The 19,446-nt window shown below is 55.1% G+C and carries 15 protein-coding genes; 8 read left to right on the top strand and 7 right to left on the bottom strand.

Annotated features, from left to right (window positions below; all coding sequences use genetic code 11):
• Positions 1–122 precede the first annotated feature (122 nt).
• Entirely contained in the window at positions 123–941 is an 819-nt protein-coding gene (yiaJ, locus tag L463_RS19530; RefSeq protein WP_015572751.1) for an IclR family transcriptional regulator YiaJ, read from the top strand.
• A 3-nt stretch (positions 942–944) separates the two neighbouring features.
• Positions 945–1,400 (top strand): 4Fe-4S dicluster domain-containing protein, encoded by a 456-nt coding sequence (locus L463_RS19535; protein ID WP_015572750.1) that lies wholly within the window; start codon positions 945–947, stop codon positions 1,398–1,400.
• Positions 1,401–1,407: 7 nt separating this feature from the next.
• Here L463_RS19535 and avtA read toward each other — a convergent pair whose 3' ends face one another.
• Entirely contained in the window at positions 1,408–2,661 is a 1,254-nt protein-coding gene (gene avtA, locus L463_RS19540; protein ID WP_015572749.1) for a valine--pyruvate transaminase, read from the bottom strand.
• A gap of 623 nt (positions 2,662–3,284) precedes the next feature.
• Positions 3,285–5,315 (bottom strand): alpha-amylase, encoded by a 2,031-nt coding sequence (locus L463_RS19545; RefSeq protein ID WP_032673075.1) that lies wholly within the window; start codon positions 5,313–5,315, stop codon positions 3,285–3,287.
• Between the two features lie 314 nt (positions 5,316–5,629).
• Here L463_RS19545 and L463_RS0122550 point away from each other — a divergent pair, with 314 nt between their 5' ends.
• A complete protein-coding gene (locus L463_RS0122550; protein ID WP_023295596.1) occupies positions 5,630–6,454 on the top strand; it encodes a protein bax in 825 nt (274 codons plus the stop codon).
• Between the two features lie 35 nt (positions 6,455–6,489).
• Here L463_RS0122550 and xylR read toward each other — a convergent pair whose 3' ends face one another.
• The 4 genes from xylR to xylF form a co-directional block, all read right to left on the bottom strand.
• Complete coding sequence (gene xylR, locus L463_RS19550) at positions 6,490–7,668, bottom strand: D-xylose utilization transcriptional activator XylR (protein ID WP_003860152.1); 1,179 nt, start codon at positions 7,666–7,668, stop codon at positions 6,490–6,492.
• A 33-nt stretch (positions 7,669–7,701) separates the two neighbouring features.
• Complete coding sequence (gene xylH / locus L463_RS19555; RefSeq protein ID WP_032104483.1) at positions 7,702–8,883, bottom strand: xylose ABC transporter permease XylH; 1,182 nt, start codon at positions 8,881–8,883, stop codon at positions 7,702–7,704.
• Positions 8,861–10,402: a xylose ABC transporter ATP-binding protein gene (locus tag L463_RS19560; protein ID WP_015572746.1), complete on the bottom strand. Its 1,542-nt coding sequence runs from the start codon at positions 10,400–10,402 to the stop codon at positions 8,861–8,863. The genes xylH and L463_RS19560 overlap by 23 nt, the downstream gene beginning before the upstream one ends.
• A 72-nt stretch (positions 10,403–10,474) precedes the next feature.
• The gene (xylF, locus tag L463_RS19565; RefSeq protein WP_006808602.1) at positions 10,475–11,467 is read right to left on the bottom strand and encodes a D-xylose ABC transporter substrate-binding protein; all 993 of its coding nucleotides are present in this window, start codon (positions 11,465–11,467) and stop codon (positions 10,475–10,477) included.
• Between the two features lie 371 nt (positions 11,468–11,838).
• On the opposite strand from xylF, the gene xylA reads away from it, so the two are divergent.
• Together xylA and xylB are read left to right on the top strand one after the other, a co-directional pair.
• A complete protein-coding gene (gene xylA, locus L463_RS19570) occupies positions 11,839–13,161 on the top strand; it encodes a xylose isomerase (RefSeq protein ID WP_026080557.1) in 1,323 nt (440 codons plus the stop codon).
• Positions 13,162–13,220: 59 nt separating this feature from the next.
• On the top strand, positions 13,221–14,675 hold the full coding sequence (gene xylB / locus L463_RS19575; protein WP_032104485.1) for a xylulokinase: 1,455 nt from the start codon (positions 13,221–13,223) through the stop codon (positions 14,673–14,675).
• Positions 14,676–14,727: 52 nt separating this feature from the next.
• Here the strand turns inward: xylB and L463_RS19580 are convergent, their stop codons facing one another.
• Positions 14,728–15,723, bottom strand: coding sequence for an acyltransferase (locus L463_RS19580; protein ID WP_015572742.1), 996 nt, complete (start codon positions 15,721–15,723; stop codon positions 14,728–14,730).
• A 184-nt stretch (positions 15,724–15,907) separates the two neighbouring features.
• On the opposite strand from L463_RS19580, the gene L463_RS19585 reads away from it, so the two are divergent.
• The 3 genes from L463_RS19585 to glyS all read left to right on the top strand — a co-directional run bounded on the left by L463_RS19585 (position 15,908) and on the right by glyS (position 19,364).
• Positions 15,908–16,213 carry a YsaB family lipoprotein gene (locus tag L463_RS19585; protein WP_017693801.1) on the top strand — a complete coding sequence of 102 codons (306 nt, stop codon included), beginning with the start codon at positions 15,908–15,910 and terminating at the stop codon, positions 16,211–16,213.
• Positions 16,214–16,373: 160 nt separating this feature from the next.
• Complete coding sequence (gene glyQ, locus L463_RS19590; RefSeq protein ID WP_003860141.1) at positions 16,374–17,285, top strand: glycine--tRNA ligase subunit alpha; 912 nt, start codon at positions 16,374–16,376, stop codon at positions 17,283–17,285.
• Positions 17,286–17,294: 9 nt separating this feature from the next.
• Positions 17,295–19,364 (top strand): glycine--tRNA ligase subunit beta, encoded by a 2,070-nt coding sequence (glyS, locus tag L463_RS19595; protein WP_032104487.1) that lies wholly within the window; start codon positions 17,295–17,297, stop codon positions 19,362–19,364.
• Positions 19,365–19,446 lie beyond the last annotated feature (82 nt).

Here is a 19,446-nt window from a genome sequence, read left to right as displayed (position 1 = left end):
ATCAACGACATTCACGTTTTTCAAAATCGATTAAAATCAAATGGTTGTGTTTTTTCTGTTGAGATCGTGAACTAAACCACACTTTGCGCTACCATCAGGGCGCGATAAACAGGAGCCATTTGATGAGCATAAAAGAGAGCGAAATGACGCAAGAAAAAGAGAGGCCAGCAGGTAGCCAGAGCTTGTTTCGCGGCCTGATGCTGATTGAAATCCTCAGTAACTATCCGAACGGGTGTCCGCTTGCGCATTTATCAGAACTGGCGGGGCTGAATAAAAGCACCGTGCACCGGTTATTGCAGGGGTTGCAGTCGTGCGGGTACGTGACGCCGGCGCCGGCGGCAGGGAGCTATCGTCTGACCACCAAATTTATCGCCGTCGGGCAAAAGGCGCTTTCATCGCTCAATATTATTCACGTGGCGGCGCCGCACCTCGAGGCGCTGAACATTGCCACCGGCGAAACGGTCAACTTCTCCAGCCGTGAAGATGATCACGCGATCCTGATTTATAAGCTTGAGCCGACAACCGGTATGCTGCGCACGCGCGCATATATCGGCCAGCATATGCCGCTCTATTGTTCTGCGATGGGCAAAATCTATATGGCGTTTGGTCATCAGGATTACGTGGCCAGCTACTGGGAAAGCCACCAGGAACAGATCCAACCTTTGACCCGCAACACCATCACCGAACTGAGCGCGATGTATGATGAGCTGGCGGAAATTCGCGATCACAGTATGGCGATGGATAAAGAAGAGAACGAGCTGGGTGTGTCATGTATCGCCGTGCCGGTCTTTGATATTCACGGGCGCGTGCCCTATGCCATCTCCATTTCGCTGTCGACGTCGCGCATGAAGCAGGTGGGTGAGAAAAACTTGCTAAAACCGCTGCGTGACACGGCGGAAGCTATCTCGAAAGAACTGGGGTTTAACGTGCGCGAGGCGTAACTGATGAACCGATTTATTCTGACGGATCCAGAAAAATGTATCGGGTGCCGCACCTGTGAGGTGGCGTGCATGATGTCGCATCAAAGCAGCGCTACGCCAGAAGCGTTTACGTCACGGATCCGCGTGGTTAAGGGGGGTACCTTCACCACGGCCGTGGGCTGCCACCAGTGTGAAGATGCGCCCTGCGCGAATGTCTGCCCGACGGGGGCCATTCACCGTGCTGCGGGAGCCTGGCTCGTTGAGCAGGCTCGCTGTATCGGCTGCAAAAGCTGTATGGTGGCGTGCCCGTTCGGGGCAATGCAGGTTCGGGTCGTGGAAGATCGCGTTCAGGCGCTGAAATGTGATTTGTGCGCGCATCGCGAGGGCGGTCCCGCCTGCGTCGAAGCCTGTCCCACCCACGCGCTGTGCTGCATAGACCCCGCCAGATTACGCGCGGAACGGCTGCGTAATCTGGCCTGAGGTTTTATTAACCGGCCTCGCGCCAGGCGTTCTCAATCTCTTCGGCGAGAATTTTCACACCCGCTTCGATTTTTTCCGGGTCCGGGACGTAGTTCATGCGCATGCACTGGTGCGTGTGCGGCCACGGCTTATCCAGCCCCGGGAAGAAGTAATCCCCTGGCACCATCAGTACGCCACGTTTTTTCAGACGCTGATAAAGCAGCTCTGTCGTAATGGGCAGATCCTTAAACCACAGCCACAGGAAAATTGCCCCTTCCGGTTTATGGATCAGGCAGCGTTCTTCGGGTAAGTAGCGGCGAAGGATGGCGATAGTTTCCTGAACGCGCTGAGAGTAAAACGGCTTAATCACCTCATTCGACAGGCGCAGCAGGTCGTTACGCCTGATCATCTCGCACATCATCGCCGGGCCGATGCCGCCAGGGGAAAGGCTGATAATGCCGTTCATGTTGGTAATGGCGGTGATGATTTTCTCGTTAGCAATGATAATGCCGCAACGACTGCCCGGCAGGCCCAGCTTGGAGAGGCTCATGCAGAGGATGATATTCGGGTTCCATAGCGGACGCGCTTCGCTGAAGATGATCCCCGGGAACGGTACGCCATAGGCGTTATCGATCACCAGCGGGATGCCGTGCTGATTCGCCAGCGCATCCAACTTCATCAGCTCGTCGTCGGTGATCACGTTGCCCGTCGGGTTGGTGGGACGTGATACGCAGATCATGCCCGTCTCTTCACCGATATGCAGATGTTCAAAATCGACGTGATATTTGAACTGGCCCTCTGGCAGCAACTCGATATTCGGACGTGCGGAAACAAACAGGTCTTCTTCGAGGCCGGCATCGGCATAGCCGATATACTCCGGTGCCAGCGGGAACAGCACTTTTTTCGTGGTGCCGTCGGCGCGGCGTCCGGCGAACAGATTGAATAAGTAGAAAAACGCGCTCTGACTGCCGTTTGTCAGTGCAATATTCTGTGGTTCGATATCCCAACCCAGCGCTTCCCGCAGCATTGCCGCCAGAAGCGTCAGTAGTTCTGTTTTACCCTGAGGGCCGTCGTAATTACATAGCGCATCGGTTGCTTTACCGTTTTCCAGCATCTCTGCCAGCAGCGTCTGGAAGTAGGTGTTCATCTCCGGAATTTGAGCCGGGTTTCCGCCGCCAAGCATGATAGCGCCTGGGGTGCGCAGCCCGTCGTTGAGGTCCTCCATCAGGCGGGTAATGCCTGAATGGCGGGTAAATTTGTCGCCGAATAGTGAAAACGTCATAGCAGGTGATCTGTCGGGCTTAATATGAAAGGCAGTAACCATAACGCCAGCACCGTGTTGGTGCAAATCGGCGGATGTGGTCGGATTTGTTGTTTTATGTGGCGGGTTTGTATTTGTGTGGTGAATTGTTCTGGTGAATGCCCCTCACCCCAGCCCTCTCCCCCTGGGGCTGAGAGTTCCCCACAAAATAATGCCTGCACAGACGGCCCCCTCTCCCGGTGGGAGAGGGCTGGGGTGAGGGGGAACATACGGCTCTGGTGGTCATTCCGTTCACGTTATGTTCCTTGCTACTCTGTCACGACATGAGCGGTGAACGTGCCAGGGTGGCTCAGTCACCACCACCCTGGCGACCCGGGCTTCCGGCGGTAAATCGCCGCTTCGCGGTGCCTTCGGCTTATTCCTTCCGGCTTATCGGGGACGGGCGGAGGTAACATCCCTGTAAAGCCCGCCCTCTCGGCGCATCCCTGCGCCTCGCCCCGGCCTACAGGAAACGCCTCAGCGATTTACAGCCGGACCGAGGCATCGCTGAAAGCCCTCAGTTATTCTGAGGCAACGTTATAGCTTTTGCTTTCAAATTACTGGGGATCCCTCAGCCCCTGGGGAGAGGGTTAGGGTGAGGGGGTCTATTGATTGCCCGCCCACACCACCATCACCTTATCGCCCTTGTGCTCGCGCACAAAGCCGTAGCCTTCTTTCAGTGACAGCGTGGTTTGCTTGCCTTCACCCAGCGCCGGATGACGGGCGCGGAACTGCCCCAGAAGCTGCCAGTGGGTGACAGTTAACGCCTGTTTACCCGTGACGTCCTGCCAGTTCATATCCGAACGGGTTCCCTGTAGCGGATCGGAGCCCGTCGGGCCGAATGGACGCTCTGATTCATCGCCGTAATAGATCTGCACGCTTCCCGGCGCCAGCAGCAGTAACTCAGCGGCGCGCTGGCCCCCTTCACGGAACAGACGCGTATCGTGGGAGGAGAGATAGCTCAGCACATTAAAACTTTGCAGCTTTTCTGCCATTTGCTGCCAGGTTAAATCCATATCGGCCAGACAGTCCACCGCTTTCGCCGCCTGCTCCTGATAGTCAAAGTTGATCATCGCATCGAAGCCGTGGCGGTAATAATCGCTCTGCATCACGCCGTGGCCCCAGGATTCACCGGTCATCCAGAATGGCGCATTGTCGAGTTTTTTGTCCGGGTTGGCGGCTTTCCACGCGGCCAGCGCCTGGCTTGCCTGGTTTTTCAGTTGCTGCCAGGCTTCAGGCTCAACGTGCTTAGCGGTATCGACCCGGAAGCCGTCGATGCCGTAGTCACGTACCCACTGGCTGAGCCAGTGGGTCAGGTAATCTCGCGGCGTGAAATTCGTCATCACTTTCGCGTTGGTGTCGGGCTTGTGTTGATAAAAGTTCGGCAAACCTGACGGGATCTTAGATTCCGTTTTCAGATCCGGCAGAAAGGCTAGCGACATGGTCAGATCGTCAAAGCCCGGGTTGTCATAATCACCGATATCGGTACGGATCCATTTTTTACCCCACCATTTTTCCCATGCGGCTTTGTCACTGAAGTTGATGTAATCGTTGAAGCTGTGCCAGCTTTGACCGGCGCCTGGCTTCCAGTCAGTCCAGCGCTCGCCGAGGGTTTTTTTCAGCTCATCGCCCTGCAAATAGAGCGCGCCAAACTGATACTCTTGCATATCTGCAAGCGTCGCATAACCCGCGTGGTTCATGACAATGTCAAACAGGACGCGGATACCGCGCCTGTGCGCGTCGTCGACAAGCTGGCGTAAATCATCTTCGCTGCCCATGTTGGCGTCGAGTTTCGTCCAGTCCTGAGTGTAATAGCCGTGATAGGCGTAGTGGGGGAAATCCCCTTTGGTGCCGCCGCCAACCCAGCCGTGGATTTGCTCCAGCGGTGAGCTTATCCAGAGCGCATTCACGCCCAGTTGCTGAAGGTAATCCAGTTTGCTGGTAAGCCCTTTCAGATCGCCGCCGTGGAAAGTACCAATCTCCTGCATACCGTCTTTATGGCGGCCATAGCTGTTGTCGTTGGTGGGGTCGCCATTTACGAAGCGATCGGTCAGCACGAAATAGACGGTGGCGTTTTGCCAGCTGAATGGCGCGGGTTTGTCCGTCTCGGCGCGCTCAAGCAGCAGCAGGCCATTGCTGTTGGCGGCTGGCTGAAGAATTACTTTGCCGTTTTGAACGGTCGCGGTCTGTTTGCTGTAAAAATCACGCACCACCGTGCCTTCCGGAAAGGTGTTAACGACATCGATCGTGAGCGGTTTGCCGTCCCACTTCGGGCACTGGCGGGTAACGTTTGCGACAGGCTGTGGCGCCGCACTTTGTACCGTCAACATCAGCGTCGGCGTTCCCGAGCGCGTATCAATACGCATCTGATAAACGCCGTCACGGAATAACCGCCACTGCGGTGGGGTCCCTTCGCAGGGTTTGAGCGACAGCATCTCGTTGAGTTTAATGGCACCTGTCGGCTGCCAGCACGCGTTATCAAGACTCAACGTCAGCGGGCGGGTACCCTTCGCAAGCGTTGCCTGGCTGGTAAAGACGCCGGTACCTTCAGCGCTAAACGCGTTAAATCCCGGCGATGACCAGTCGGCATGCGCGAATGCGGGTAACATCAGAACAGCTAATGCAGTGCGTTTCATTCCATTTTCCTGTCGCGGCATTTTTGACCAGTGTGCCACTCGGCTCAGGGGAAAAACTCCTCCTCTGAGGCTTTCTGCCAGGAGGACGCGAAGGGATGAGTGATCCCGCGCAAAATTAGGCAGTTATCTGCGATATCGCGCACATTTTTCCAGTGCTGGTGATTTAATGAGCATGTTCCGGATGACATAGTTTCGGAATTGGACTATTTGTATACGTGCTCTTGAGGACTATTTTTGGTATGATTTGAGATTCCGCTCTCAAATTTTTGAAGAAAATAAGGTGTTGGAATGTTTATATCCGACCAGGAGACCTAATGATATCGACTCCCATTCGACGATATGGGGCCGCGATACTCATGTTACTCACCATGGCATTTTCAGGTGAGGTGCTTGCAAAGACGCACGCGGATACAACGAGTAAGAAAGCCCACGTAATAAAGACGACAAGCAGTAAGGTTAGCAGTAAACAAGAGTATTCTCGCAATAGTGCAAAGAGTAGTTCACTTCCTGATTTGCGAAAATACCCTTCCGGGACACCAAGGAAAAAAGCGTTTCTCCGGACGGTAATGCCTTACATTAAAAGTCAAAATGCCGCGATTACTGCGGATCGTAACTGGCTGATCTCCAAACAGTACGATAGCCGCTGGTCGCCGTCTGAGCGCACTCGCCTGAAAGACATCGCCAAACGCTATAAAGTGAAGTGGAGCGGGAACACGCGTCGTGTGCCGTGGAACACTCTGTTAGAGCGTGTGGACATTATTCCAGGCAGTATGGTCGCGACAATGGCCGCCGCCGAAAGCGGTTGGGGCACCTCGAAGCTGGCGCGCAACAACAACAATCTGTTTGGCATGAAATGCGCAAAAGGTCGTTGTACTAATGCACCCGGCAAGGTGAAGGGCTATTCACAGTTTGAATCGGTGAAAGATTCCGTGAATGCCTATGTGGTGAACCTGAACACCCACCCGGCCTACTCCTCGTTCCGTAAGTCACGCGCTCAGCTGCGTAAGGCGGATCAGGAAGTAACGGCTACGGCGATGATCCACAAGCTGAAAGGTTATTCCACTCAGGGACAGCGTTATAACAATTACCTGTTCTCCATGTACCAGGATAACCAGCGTCTGATTGCCGCACATATGTAATGAAAAACGCCTTCCACTGGAAGGCGTTCTTTTTTCTAGAGCAGGACTTCACTGTACCGTTCCCGGTACTCCTTCGGCGTGGTGTCATACTCTTTTCTGAACACCGAATAGAAATACTGAAGCGACGGATAGCCGCACATCTGTGAAATCTCGTTGATCGACAGCGAGGTGGAGATCAGCAGACTGCGCGCTTTCTCCAGCTTTTCCGCATGGATCACGGCGTGAATCGTCTCACCGACTTCCTCTTTGAACCGCTTCTCCAGATTCGAACGTGAAATGCCGACCGAATCGAGCACCTGATCGACCTTAATCCCTTTGCAGGCATGATTGCGAATGTAGTGCATCGCCTGAATCACGGCCGGATCGTTTAAGGAGCGGTAGTCAGTTGAGCGACGCTCGACCACGCGAACGGGCGGAACCAGCAGACGCTGGAGCGGCAGGGATTCGTTGTCTAACAGTCTGTGCAGCAGCTTTGCGGCCTGATAGCCCATCTGACGGGTACCCTGAGCCACGGATGAGAGCGCCACGCGCGACAGATAGCGCGTAAGCTCTTCGTTATCAATACCAATCACGCACAGCTTTTCAGGCACCGGAATATGCAAATGTTCGCACACCTGTAATACGTGGCGGGCGCGGGCGTCCGTCACGGCGATAATCCCTGTCTGGGGCGGCAGAGTTTGCAGCCAGTCAGCCAGGCGATTTTGTGCGTGCTGCCAGTTTTCTGGCGCGGTTTCCAGCCCCTGATAAACGACGCCGCGATATTTCTCCTGGGCAACCAGCTGGCAGAAGGCATATTCACGCTCCATCGCCCAGCGCTTTCCGCTGGTGGCGGGCAATCCGTAAAACGCAAAACGATGTACGCCTTTCTCCTTTAAATGGAGGAAGGCGGTCTCGACCAGAGCATGGTTATCCGTGGCGATGTAGTGAACGGGGGGGTAATGTTCCGGTGTATGGTAAGAGCCGCCAACGCCCACGATAGGCACGTCGACGCCACTCAGCAACTGTTCAATCACGGGGTCGTCAAAGTCAGCGATGACCCCGTCTCCCAGCCAGTCTTTGATGTTCTCCAGACGGGTACGAAAATCTTCTTCGATGAAAATATCCCATTCGGATTGCGACGCCTGCAAATATTCGCCAACCCCTTCAACCACCTGCCGGTCATAGGCTTTGTTGGCATTGAATAACAACGTAATGCGGTGACGCTTTTCAAACATGGCTCATTTCCCAAATTAGTCACGATAGTGTTATCAGGCGCGCCGCTTGGTGGCAGAGTCCATCCAGACTGCCAGCAAAAGAATGGCACCCTTGACGATATACTGCCAAAACGTCGGCACGTCCATCATACTCATCCCGTTATCCAGCGAAGCCATAATAAATGCGCCCATCACCGCCCCCGCCACGCTGCCAATGCCCCCGGCGAGGCTGGTCCCGCCAATCACGCAGGCGGCGATGGCGTCCAGCTCGGCAATGTTACCCGCAGACGGGGAGCCCGCCCCCAGTCGCGAACTGAGGATCAGCCCCGCGATGGCCACCATCAGGCCGTTGATGGCAAAGACGGCGAGTTTCGTTCGCTCGACGTTGATACCAGATAAACGCGCGGCTTCCAGGTTGCCGCCGATGGCATAAATACGGCGACCGAATGCGGTACGTGTGGCCATAAACATCCCACCTAACAGCAACAGCGCCAGCAGCAGAACGGGCGTTGGGACGCCGCGATAATCGTTTAACAGCCAGATGGCCCCCAGCACAATCACCGCAGTAAGCGCCTGACGGCCGACAACCGAGGTTGAGGCAGGCGAGGCCAGCCCCAGCGCCTGGCGACGCATGCGTCCTCGCCATTGCCACGCGACAAACGCCATCAGCCCAACCACGCCGATCGTAAAACCGACGCCATCAGAGAGGTAGCTTTGGCCAATCTGGGACATCGAGGCGCTGGTCGGGGAGACGGTGGTGCCGTTGGTGATCCCAATCAGAATGCCGCGGAAGGCCAGCATCCCCGCTAAGGTGACGATAAACGACGGGACTTTACGGTAGGCCACCCACCAGCCATTCCACGCCCCCAGCAGCAGACCTAGTACCAGCGTGACCGTAATCGTCAGCGGCAGCGGCCAGCCGAGCCAGACGTCAAAAATTGCCGCCACGCCGCCGAGCAGACCCATCATCGACCCTACCGACAGGTCAATTTCCGCTGAGATAATCACAAAGACCATCCCCACCGCCAGGATCCCGGTGATGGCGGTCTGACGCAGCAGGTTAGAGACGTTACGTGCGCTCAAATAGGAGCCATCGGTCATCCAGGTAAAGAACAACATGATCACGATAATGGCGGCAATCATTACAAAAACTTGCAGATTCAGCGATTTAAGTCCTGCGAACGCACCGGGCGTCGGAACAGCGACTTTGATATCAGACGGGTTGCTTTTCGACATGGCGTTCGCTCCTTAAGGCAGCTTCCATCACCTGCTCTTGCGTCAGGTTCTGGTTGTTCAGGTTGGCTTTGAGTTTCCCTTCATGCATGACCAGCACGCGGTCGCTCAGCCCCAGCACTTCAGGCAATTCGGACGAGATAACAATGACGGCAATCCCTTGCTGCACAAGCTGGTTGATCAGCTTGTAGATTTCATACTTCGCGCCGATATCGATCCCGCGGGTGGGTTCGTCCAGAATTAAAATGCGCGGATTAAGCAGCAGGCAGCGCGCCAGAATCGCTTTCTGCTGGTTGCCGCCGCTCAGGCGTCCTATCGCCAGCTCCGGCGAGGAGGTTTTCACCTTAAGCCGGGCAAGCGACTGGAGAATACACTGCTGTTCTGCGGCATCATCCAGGCTGCTCAGCGCGCCGGAAAACTGGCTGAGCGCCGCCAGCGTGATATTTTTTCCCACCGCCATTACCGGCACGATGCCGTCTTTTTTGCGGTCTTCTGGCACCATGGCAATACCCTTAGCAATAGCCTGCTGGCAGTTGTCGATTTTTACCGGCTGACCGTCGATATAAATTTTGCCTTCCCAGCGCCCCGGCCAGACCCCAAAGAGACACTGCACGGCCTCGGTTCTTCCCGCACCCACTAAACCCGCAATGCCGAGAATTTCGCCGCGGTGCAGCGAGAAGGAGAGGTTATCCACGCGCTTGATATGGCGGTTAACGGGATGCCACGCCGTCAGGTTTTCCACGCGCAGGAGCTCTTCGCCGATGGTGTGCGGTTCGTTGGGATACAGCGCGGTGAGTTCGCGACCCACCATCATGGTGATGATGTCATCCTCGCTCATGCCTTCTGCTTCACGCGTGCCGATATGCTGCCCGTCGCGGATGACGCAGATGGTGTCGGAAATGGCTTTCACCTCATTGAGCTTGTGCGAAATATAGATGCAGGCGATACCGTGGTTTTGCAGATCGCGGATGATATTGAGCAGTACGGCGGTTTCCTGTTCGGTGAGTGAGGCGGTTGGTTCGTCGAGGATCAGCAGGCGCACCTGTTTGTTCAGCGCCTTGGCGATCTCCACCAGCTGCTGCTGGCCTAAACCTAAGTCGCCCACGCGCGTATCCGGTGAGATAGCCAGGCTCACCTGAGCCAGCAGTTTTTCGCAGCGCAGCGTCATGGTGTCGTAATCCAGTACGCCGTGGCGTGAGAGTTCGGCACCGAGAAAGATATTTTCCAGCACGGTAAGGTGCTTCACCAGCGCCAGCTCCTGGTGAATGATAGCGATGCCTTTACGTTCGGTGTCGCGAATGTGCGTGGCCTGGAGCACCTCACCGGCAAAAACGATTTCGCCCTCGTAGCTGCCGTGCGGGTAGATCCCGCACAACACTTTCATCAGCGTGGATTTTCCCGAGCCATTTTCGCCGCACAGCGACATCACTTCGCCGGGATTCAGCCGCAGGCTTACGTTATCGACTGCTTTCACCGCCCCGAAGGCTTTGGTGATGCTTTTCATTTCAAGTAAATAAGACATAACTGCTCCGCATAGCCCAACAGATGAACAGGGCAGGTCAATGCGCCCCTGCCGGGCAGGGGCTGCGCTGGATTACAGTTCACTCTTCTTATGGAAACCGTCTTTCACCACGGTGGCGTCAATATTCTCTTTGTTGACTTCGATAGGGGTAAGCAGGCGAGCAGGTACGTCTTTCAGGCCGTTATTTAACGTCGCGTCTGCTTTAGGTTGCTGGCCATTGCCCAGCTCAACGGCAATTTCGGCGGCCGTATTGGCAAGCTCGGTAATGGGCTTATACACCGTCATGGTCTGGGTACCCGCGATGATGCGTTTTACACCCGCAAGGTCGGCGTCCTGTCCGGAAATAGCGACTTTCCCGGCCAGTCCCTGCGCGCTCAGCGCCTGAATGGCGCCACCCGCAGTGGCATCGTTAGAGGCCACCACCGCATCGATTTTGTTGTTATTTGCGGTCAACGCGTTTTCCATAATTTTCAGCGCGTTTTCCGGTAACCAGCCGTCAGCCCACTGGTCGCCGACGACTTTAATTTTGCCCTCGTCGATATACGGCTTCAGCACTTTCATTTGTCCCTGGCGGAACAGTTTGGCGTTGTTATCCACAGGCGAGCCGCCCATCAGGAAATAATTCCCCTGAGGCACTTTTGCGACCAGGCTTTTAGCCTGTAATTCACCCACCTTTTCATTGTCGAACGAAATATAATAATCAATATCGGCATTATTAATCATGCGGTCATAAGCCAGGACTTTTATCCCTTCCTGTTTCGCTTCTTTCACCACGTTGCTTAATACCTGGCCGTTATACGGGATAATGACCAGCACATCGACGCCACGGTTGATCATATTCTCGATTTGCGACATTTGCGTCTCTTCGTTGCCGTTAGCGGACTGAACGAACACCTCCGCGCCGAGAGATTCCGCTTTTTTAACAAAGATATCGCGATCTTTTTGCCAGCGCTCCAGGCGTAAGTCATCAATCGCCATGCCGATTTTGACTTCTTTGGCGTGTCCGGCAAAGCTTGCAAGCAGGAGAGTAGTGCAGAGCGTTAGGGTCAGGTTCTTTATCTTCATAATTATTAGGCCTTTTTGTAGGGGTATGTGTAGCTGAGATAAAAGAAACGTTCACTGCTGAGACGCAGCAAATTTTTAACGTGGAAAGGCCTGCTGGCAATTACAGATTTTTATCTTCTCATTACGATATTTGGTTTATTTCTGAATTTATGACCGCGATCGGATTTTAAAAAGCGTAACCTATTAATTACATTTGATTCTGGAATGCGCGCCGAAAAATAGTTTGTCTGCGCATTATTTTGCGAGCCAGCGCACAATTGCGCATTATCTCAATAGCAGTGTGAAATAACGTAATTGAGCAACCTCCAATGTCTATTCACTATTACTCCAGAAGCAAGACCACGCCGCATACCCTGATTATGGAGCTCAATATGCAAGCTTATTTCGACCAACTCGATCGCGTTCGTTTCGAAGGCACGAAAACGACCAATCCTTTAGCATTTCGTCACTACAACCCGGATGAGCTGGTGCTGGGTAAGCGCATGGAAGATCACTTGCGCTTTGCCGCCTGCTACTGGCACACCTTCTGCTGGAACGGTGCCGATATGTTCGGCGTGGGCTCTTTTGACCGTCCATGGCAACAGCCGGGCGAGGCCATTGAGCTGGCGAAGCGTAAAGCCGACGTCGCGTTCGAGTTCTTCCATAAGCTGAACGTGCCGTACTACTGTTTCCACGATGTGGACGTGTCGCCGGAAGGGGCGTCGCTGAAAGAGTATCTGAATAATTTCGCGCAGATGGTCGACGTACTGGCTGAAAAACAGCAGCAAAGCGGCGTCAAGCTGCTCTGGGGTACGGCTAACTGCTTTACCAACCCTCGCTATGGCGCGGGCGCGGCAACCAACCCGGACCCGGAAGTCTTCAGCTGGGCGGCAACCCAGGTTGTGACCGCGATGAACGCCACGCATCAGCTGGGCGGTGAGAACTATGTACTCTGGGGCGGTCGTGAAGGCTATGAAACGCTGCTGAATACCGACCTGCGTCAGGAGCGTGAGCAGATTGGTCGCTTTATGCAGATGGTTGTGGACCACAAACACAAAATCGGTTTCCGCGGCACGCTGCTGATTGAGCCAAAACCACAGGAGCCAACCAAGCATCAGTATGATTATGATGTCGCCACCGTGTATGGCTTCCTGAAGCAGTTTGGTCTGGAAAAAGAGATCAAAGTGAATATTGAGGCTAACCACGCTACCCTGGCGGGCCACTCGTTCCATCACGAAATTGCCTCTGCGATTGCGCTGGGCATCTTCGGCTCTGTCGATGCTAACCGTGGTGATCCACAGCTGGGCTGGGATACCGACCAGTTCCCGAACAGCGTAGAAGAGAATGCGCTGGTGATGTACGAGATCATCAAAGCGGGCGGTTTCACCACCGGCGGCCTGAACTTCGACGCCAAAGTGCGTCGCCAGAGCACCGACAAATACGATCTGTTCTACGGGCATATTGGCGCGATGGACACCATGGCGCTGGCGCTGAAAGTGGCGGCCCGTATGATTGAAGACGGTGAGCTGGATAAGCGCGTGGCGAAGCGCTACAGCGGCTGGAACAGTGAGCTGGGCCAGCAAATTTTGAAAGGTCAGTTATCGCTTGCGGAGATCGCGAAGTACGCTGAACAGCATCAGCTTGCGCCGCAGCATCAGAGTGGCCATCAGGAGCTGCTGGAAAACCTGGTCAATCACTACCTGTTCGATAAATAACAGCATCCAGGCCCGGTAAGCGCAGCGCCACCGGGCATTTTCGTCAAAGGAGCCACCACATGTATATCGGGATCGATCTTGGCACGTCGGGGGTGAAAGCCATCCTGTTAAGCGAGCAGGGCGATGTATTAGCCACGCAGACTGAAAAGTTGCAGGTTTCACGTCCGTATCCGCTTTGGTCGGAACAAGATCCGGAGCAGTGGTGGCAGGCGACAGAGCGTGCGATGAAAGCCTTAGGCGAGCAGCACAGCCTGCGCGACGTGAAGGCACTGGGCATTGCCGGGCAAATGCATGGCGCAACGTTGCTGGATAGTCAGCATCGCGTTCTGCGCCCGGCTATTCTCTGGAACGATGGCCGCTGTGCGGAAGAGTGCGCGATCCTTGAGGAGCGTGTGCCTGCGTCCCGCGAAATTACGGGCAACCTGATGATGCCCGGTTTTACCGCGCCAAAACTCCTGTGGGTGCAGCGCCATGAGCCTGAGATTTTCCGTCAGGTGGCGAAGGTTCTGTTGCCGAAAGACTACCTGCGTTTTCGCATGACAGGGGATTTTGCCAGCGACATGTCTGACGCCGCAGGCACGATGTGGCTCGACGTGGCGAAAAGGGACTGGAGCGAGGCGATGCTGGATGCCTGCCAGCTGACGCGCGACCATATGCCTGCGCTGTTTGAAGGCAGTGAAATCACGGGGGCTTTGCAGCCTTCTGTTGCTGAACGCTGGAACATGCCAGCCGTACCTGTCGTCGCTGGCGGCGGCGATAATGCGGCGGGTGCGGTCGGCGTGGGGATGGTCGAGGCAGGGCAGGCCATGCTCTCACTCGGTACCTCCGGCGTCTATTTTGCCGTCAGTGACGGGTATCGTAGTAACCCTGAAAGCGCCGTACACAGCTTCTGCCACGCGTTGCCGGGTAAATGGCATTTGATGTCGGTGATGCTGAGCGCGGCTTCCTGCCTCGACTGGGCGGCAAAGCTAACCGGAATGGCGGACGTCCCGGCGCTTATCACAGCGGCACAGCAGGCAGATGATAATGCCGGTGCGGTCTGGTTTTTACCGTACCTTTCCGGCGAGCGGACGCCGCATAACAACCCGGAAGCGAAAGGGGTGTTCTTCGGTCTTACCCATCAGCACGGCCCGGCAGAGCTTGCGCGCGCGGTGCTTGAAGGCGTTGGCTATGCTCTGGCGGACGGAATGGATGTCGTGCATGACAGTGGACTGACGCCATCCAGCATTACGTTAATTGGCGGCGGTGCGCGAAGCAGCTACTGGCGGCAAATGCTTTCCGATATCAGCGGGTTGCAGCTGGACTATCGTACGGGAGGCGATGTCGGCCCGGCGCTCGGTGCGGCACGGCTGGCGCAAATTGCGCTGAACCCGGATAAACCACTGCACCAGCTTTTGCCCCAGCTGCCGCTTGAACGGCAGCATCGTCCTGATGCGAAAAATCATGCTCGCTATGCTGAAAGACGAGACGTGTTCCGCAAAATCTATCAGCAGCTTTTGCCGCTAATGTCATAAACAGGAGCCGGGTGGCGCTAACGCTTACCCGGCCTGCCAGCCTTCAACCGGGTTAGCTTACAAACCTGCGCGTATCGATTCTTTGCAGCAACATTGACAGCAGCAGGCTGACAACCAGCGTAACGGTAAATATCCAGACAATATCCAGCACCGGCCAGCTTTTAAGCTCAACGCCGCGGGTGCGCAGGGCGTGGATCACCAGCGCGTGAAAACCGTAAATGCCCAGCGAGTGGCGAGAGATAAACCCCAGCACCGGAAGCGGGCGGGCATTCAGGGTGTTTTTAACCAGCGTCAGCAGAGAGATCGCGCAGATAAAGACCATCGGCCCGCAGTAGAGATACCAGGTATCGGCAAAGTTGCCGCGCCATTGCAGCTCATGCAGTGTCCCGCGAGAGATAATAAACACACCGACGAGAAACGCGGCCGCGCATAGCCAGTTTATTCCTCGCTTTTGCGTCTCCATCATGCCAATGGCGCGCCCCAGCATGCCGTACAGCACGTAATAAAACGTATCCCCGGTGATATAAAGGTTAACGGGCAGCCATTCAAAGCCATCAATTTTCTGTGAAACGGTATTCGGGTTGGCCACGATCCCGATTATTACCATCAAGGCCAGCAGCATTTTACCGCTGACGTTTTTTACCTGAATTAACGGTGACACCAGATAGATAACGATTATCGCGAAGAAAAACCACAGATGATAGAACACCGGTTTTTGCAACAAATTGAGCAGGGAACGTTCAGCGTTAATTGAAGTGAACAGGATGATATAGAGCAGCGAAAAGGCGCTGTAAAACAGCAGACAGGAGACAATACGGATGAAATGTCTCGGCTGCGCGCTACGCTCGCCAAAAAAGAGAAAACCGGAAATCATAAAGAACAGCGGGACGCTCACGCGGGAGGCCGAGTTCAGAATATTGGCGACATCCCAGTTAACAGGGCTGATACTGTGCGCGTTCGTGACATACCAGGTCGTTGTGTGGATCATCACCACCATCAGACAGGCTATTCCCCGCAGGTTATCAATCCAGTTAATTTTTGACTGCATCAGTTCCTCTGTATTCCTGATAAAAAAAGTGTGACTGCGATTGTGTAAAACTTTTCCCTTGGAAAATTCTGAGTTTAGCCAGGCTAACTTGTAGGGAGCTGGCGAGATTCGCAGAATGACGGACTTTAATCTATAAACGTGTTGCTACTAAAAATAACAGCCACTGACCAGGGCGGTAATAAAAATGATGATGAAGCGTGGGGTGTCACTCTTTCTGCTGCTCTTATTAACAGGATGCAGTGCTTCTGAGGAGATACCTGTCCAAAAAGCGCAGCAGGGGAAAATGAGCCCGGAGCGTTCCCTGAATATGGAACAGCTGTGCAGGGATCAGGCGGCTCACCGCTATAATTCCGAAGCACAGAAAATTCATATAAACGGCTTCGAGCGCTTTCAGGGCAGCTATGAACTGAAAGGCTATACGGCGCGTAAAGAGGGCTTTGTCTGCTCTTTTGATGCAGACGGCCAGTTTTTACATCTCTCAATGCGTTAAATTGCTCGTATAAGCAGCAACCAGAGCCTTCGCAGGTTCTGGCTGTAGGGCTTATTCCCCAATTTTCCCTAAACAACCCCGTTTCGTACTGTATATCTTGCAGCCAGCGGGTATACTGATCCCTTCCATTTAAAACCACACGTATCCAGCACGAAATACTATGCAAAAGTTTGATACCAAGACCTTCCAGGGCCTGATCCTGACCTTACAGGATTACTGGGCTCGTCAGGGCTGCACCATTGTTCAACCTTTGGACATGGAAGTTGGCGCAGGCACCTCACACCCGATGACCAGCCTGCGCGCGTTAGGGCCAGAGCCAATGGCGACCGCCTATGTGCAGCCATCCCGTCGTCCGACCGATGGCCGTTACGGCGAAAACCCGAACCGTTTGCAGCACTACTATCAGTTCCAGGTGGTGATTAAGCCATCACCCGACAACATTCAGGAACTGTACCTCGGGTCACTGAAAGAGCTGGGTATGGATCCAACCATTCACGACATTCGTTTCGTGGAAGATAACTGGGAAAACCCAACGCTGGGTGCCTGGGGTCTGGGTTGGGAAGTGTGGCTGAACGGCATGGAAGTGACCCAGTTCACTTACTTCCAGCAGGTTGGCGGTCTGGAATGTAAACCGATTACCGGCGAAATCACCTATGGTCTGGAACGTCTGGCCATGTACATTCAGGGCGTAGACAGCGTTTACGACCTGGTCTGGAGCGACGGCCCGCTGGGTAAAACCACCTACGGCGACGTGTTCCATCAGAACGAAGTGGAGCAATCCACCTATAACTTCGAATACGCGGACGTGGACTTCCTGTTCACCTGCTTCGAGCAGTACGAGAAAGAAGCCCAGCAGCTGCTGGCGCTGGAGACTCCGCTGCCGCTGCCTGCCTACGAGCGTATTCTGAAGGCTGCCCACAGCTTCAACCTGCTGGATGCCCGCAAAGCGATCTCCGTGACTGAACGTCAGCGCTACATTCTGCGTATTCGTACCCTGACCAAAGCCGTTGCAGAAGCTTACTACGCGTCCCGTGAAGCCCTTGGCTTCCCGATGTGCAACCGAAACAAATAAGAGGCGGCCATGTCTGAGAAAACTTTCCTGGTGGAAATCGGCACTGAAGAGCTGCCACCAAAAGCCCTGCGCAGCCTGGCTGAATCTTTCGCTGCGAACGTCACTGCTGAGCTGGATAACGCTGGCCTGGCGCACGGTAAAATTGAATGGTTTGCTGCACCGCGCCGTCTGGCGCTGAAAGTGGCAAATCTGGCGGCCTCTCAGCCGGATCGTGAAGTGGAAAAACGTGGCCCGGCCATTGCTCAGGCGTTCGACGCCGAAGGTAAGCCGAGCAAGGCGGCAGAAGGCTGGGCGCGCGGCTGCGGCATCACCGTTGACCAGGCCGAGCGTCTGACCACCGACAAAGGCGAGTGGCTGCTGTATCGTGCACATGTGAAAGGCGAAAGCGCGGAAGCGCTGCTGCCGGACATGATCGCGACCTCACTGGCTAAGCTGCCAATTCCTAAGCTGATGCGCTGGGGCGCGTCCGACGTGCACTTCGTGCGTCCGGTTCACACCGTGACCCTGCTGCTGGGCGATACCGTGATTCCAGCGACCATTCTGGGCGTGGCGTCCGATCGCGTGATCCGCGGCCACCGCTTTATGGGCGAGCCGGAGTTCACCATCGACAATGCCGACCAGTACCCGCAGATCCTGCTGGAGCGCGGTAAAGTCATTGCCGACTACGAACAGCGTAAAGCCAAAATCAAAGCGGACGCGGAAGAAGCGGCGCGCCAGATTGGCGGTAACGCTGACCTGAGCGAAAGCCTGCTGGAAGAAGTGACCTCTCTGGTGGAATGGCCAGTTGTGCTGACCGCGAAGTTCGAAGAGAAATTCCTGGCCGTTCCGGCAGAAGCGCTGGTCTATACCATGAAGGGTGACCAGAAGTACTTCCCGGTATACGCCAACGACGGCAAGCTGCTGCCAAACTTCATCTTCGTGGCGAACATCGAATCGAAAGATCCGATCCAGATTATCTCCGGTAACGAGAAAGTGGTGCGCCCACGTCTGGCGGATGCAGAGTTCTTCTTCAACACCGACCGTAAAAAACGTCTGGAAGACAACCTGCCGCGTCTGCAAACCGTACTGTTCCAGCAGCAACTGGGTACGCTACGCGACAAGACCGACCGTATCGCGGAGCTGTCCGGCTGGATTGCCCGTGAAATTGGCGCCGACGTTAACCACGCTACCCGTGCGGGCCTGCTCTCCAAGTGCGACCTGATGACCAACATGGTGTTCGAATTTACCGACACTCAGGGCGTGATGGGTATGCACTACGCGCGTCACGATGGCGAAGCGGAAGACGTGGCGGTAGCCCTGAACGAGCAGTATCAGCCGCGCTTTGCCGGTGACGATCTGCCGTCTAACCCGGTTGCCTGCGCCGTGGCGATTGCCGATAAGATGGACACCCTGGCGGGTATCTTCGGTATCGGTCAGCATCCGAAAGGCGACAAAGACCCGTTTGCGCTGCGTCGTGCTGCGCTGGGCGTGCTGCGAATCATCGTAGAGAAGAACCTCAACCTCGATCTGCAAACGCTGACCGAAGAAGCGGTACGTCTGTACGGCGATAAGCTGACCAACGCGAAGGTTGTGGATGATGTTATCGACTTTATGCTCGGTCGTTTCCGCGCGTGGTATCAGGACGAAGGTTACTCCGTTGATACCATTCAGGCGGTGCTGGCGCGTCGTCCGACCCGTCCGGCAGATTTCGATGCGCGTATGAAAGCGGTATCCCACTTCCGTACGCTGGAAGCGGCGTCTGCGCTGGCCGCGGCCAACAAGCGCGTATCCAACATCCTCGCGAAATCCGACGAGACGCTGAACGAGCGCGTCAACGCTGCAACCCTGAAAGAGCCGGAAGAGATTTCTCTGGCGATGCAGGTTGTGGTGCTGCGCGACAAGCTGGAGCCGTATTTCGCGGAAGGTCGCTACCAGGAAGCGCTGGTGGAGCTGGCGGAGCTGCGTGACGTCATCGACGCCTTCTTCGAGAAGGTGATGGTGAACGTGGAAGATAAAGAGCTGCGGATTAACCGTCTCTCAATGCTTGAGAAACTGCGTGAGCTGTTCCTGCGCGTGGCGGATATTTCGCTGCTGCAATAACGTAAAAAACCCGCCCCTGACAGGCGGGAAGAACGGCAACTAAACTTTTTCTCTTCGTAGGCCGGGAAAGCGTAGCGCCTCC

Source organism: Enterobacter sp. BIDMC 27 (assembly GCF_000534415.1).
Classification (GTDB): Bacteria; Pseudomonadota; Gammaproteobacteria; order Enterobacterales; family Enterobacteriaceae; genus Enterobacter; species Enterobacter hormaechei_C.
This window is presented reverse-complemented; position numbering and strand designations above follow the sequence as displayed.

What these genes read in the sequence shown, in the direction of transcription:
- L463_RS19545 (WP_032673075.1), bottom strand. Translation starts at nt 5,315, where the DNA reads ATGAAACGCACTGCATTAGCTGTTCTGATGTTACCCGCATTCGCGCAT.
- xylF (WP_006808602.1), bottom strand. Translation starts at nt 11,467, where the DNA reads ATGAAGATAAAGAACCTGACCCTAACGCTCTGCACTACTCTCCTGCTT.
- L463_RS19585 (WP_017693801.1), top strand. Translation starts at nt 15,908, where the DNA reads ATGATGATGAAGCGTGGGGTGTCACTCTTTCTGCTGCTCTTATTAACA.
- xylH (WP_032104483.1), bottom strand. Translation starts at nt 8,883, where the DNA reads ATGTCGAAAAGCAACCCGTCTGATATCAAAGTCGCTGTTCCGACGCCC.
- avtA (WP_015572749.1), bottom strand. Translation starts at nt 2,661, where the DNA reads ATGACGTTTTCACTATTCGGCGACAAATTTACCCGCCATTCAGGCATT.
- xylR (WP_003860152.1), bottom strand. Translation starts at nt 7,668, where the DNA reads ATGTTTGAAAAGCGTCACCGCATTACGTTGTTATTCAATGCCAACAAA.
- xylB (WP_032104485.1), top strand. Translation starts at nt 13,221, where the DNA reads ATGTATATCGGGATCGATCTTGGCACGTCGGGGGTGAAAGCCATCCTG.
- yiaJ (WP_015572751.1), top strand. Translation starts at nt 123, where the DNA reads ATGAGCATAAAAGAGAGCGAAATGACGCAAGAAAAAGAGAGGCCAGCA.
- L463_RS19580 (WP_015572742.1), bottom strand. Translation starts at nt 15,723, where the DNA reads ATGCAGTCAAAAATTAACTGGATTGATAACCTGCGGGGAATAGCCTGT.
- L463_RS0122550 (WP_023295596.1), top strand. Translation starts at nt 5,630, where the DNA reads ATGATATCGACTCCCATTCGACGATATGGGGCCGCGATACTCATGTTA.
- glyS (WP_032104487.1), top strand. Translation starts at nt 17,295, where the DNA reads ATGTCTGAGAAAACTTTCCTGGTGGAAATCGGCACTGAAGAGCTGCCA.
- L463_RS19535 (WP_015572750.1), top strand. Translation starts at nt 945, where the DNA reads ATGAACCGATTTATTCTGACGGATCCAGAAAAATGTATCGGGTGCCGC.
- glyQ (WP_003860141.1), top strand. Translation starts at nt 16,374, where the DNA reads ATGCAAAAGTTTGATACCAAGACCTTCCAGGGCCTGATCCTGACCTTA.
- L463_RS19560 (WP_015572746.1), bottom strand. Translation starts at nt 10,402, where the DNA reads ATGTCTTATTTACTTGAAATGAAAAGCATCACCAAAGCCTTCGGGGCG.
- xylA (WP_026080557.1), top strand. Translation starts at nt 11,839, where the DNA reads ATGCAAGCTTATTTCGACCAACTCGATCGCGTTCGTTTCGAAGGCACG.